General features: G+C 69.4%; 1 protein-coding gene. It reads right to left on the bottom strand.

What is annotated here, in order from left to right; all coding sequences use genetic code 11:
• The coding region (locus tag CCN39_RS50530) for an AbeC-like domain-containing protein (protein ID WP_491844442.1) at window positions 1-634 on the bottom strand (634 nt) is incomplete at both ends.

Genomic DNA, 634 nt, shown 5'->3' with positions numbered 1-634 from the left:
GCGCGGGGTGCGCAACCCGGTCTGGGTGATCGGCCCGCGGTTGTCGCCGCGGATGGTGATGTCGTTGTTGATCACGACCGACGCCTGCTCTTCGAACTTCGCCGTCGAGAAGCCCGCGTCGCCGAGGAGCTTGCCGATCGCCGGGAGGAGGCGGCTTTCGATGATCTTCTCGTAGCGCGTGATGTCGACGAGCTGGAAGTAGTCGGTGAACAGGTTCACCGAAGCCAGTTCGCGCAGCGTGCTCGCGGCGCCGTAGCGGTCCGGGTCCAGGACGCCGGGCTCGCGCTTCGGCTGCCGGATCCACGACGCGAGGTTCAGGATCCGGCCCGGCAGGCTCGCCGGCATCTCCAGCCACGCCAGCACGCCCTGACCGAGCGGGCGCAGGGAATCCGGCCGCATCTTGTCCACCACCCGGTACTCGGCCCGGATCGGCGGCAGCATGTACGGCGTCCACTCGACGTAGAGCGTCGTGTCGTCCACCGCGACGTGCAGGAACGTCGTGAGCACCAGGTCCCGGTCCCAGGTCTCCACCTGGAACGACAGGTAGTAGCGCGCCCACTCCTTCGGCTCCGTGCGGAGCCGCGCGACTTCGGCCGCGGTGAGCCGGGTGTGCGGCGGGCGCTCGATGTCCGGC

The sequence above is a fragment of the Amycolatopsis kentuckyensis genome, from assembly GCF_002155975.1.
Taxonomy (GTDB): domain Bacteria; phylum Actinomycetota; class Actinomycetes; order Mycobacteriales; family Pseudonocardiaceae; genus Amycolatopsis; species Amycolatopsis kentuckyensis.
Note: the sequence above shows the minus strand (reverse complement) of the source record. Positions and strands in the feature narration are given on the sequence as shown.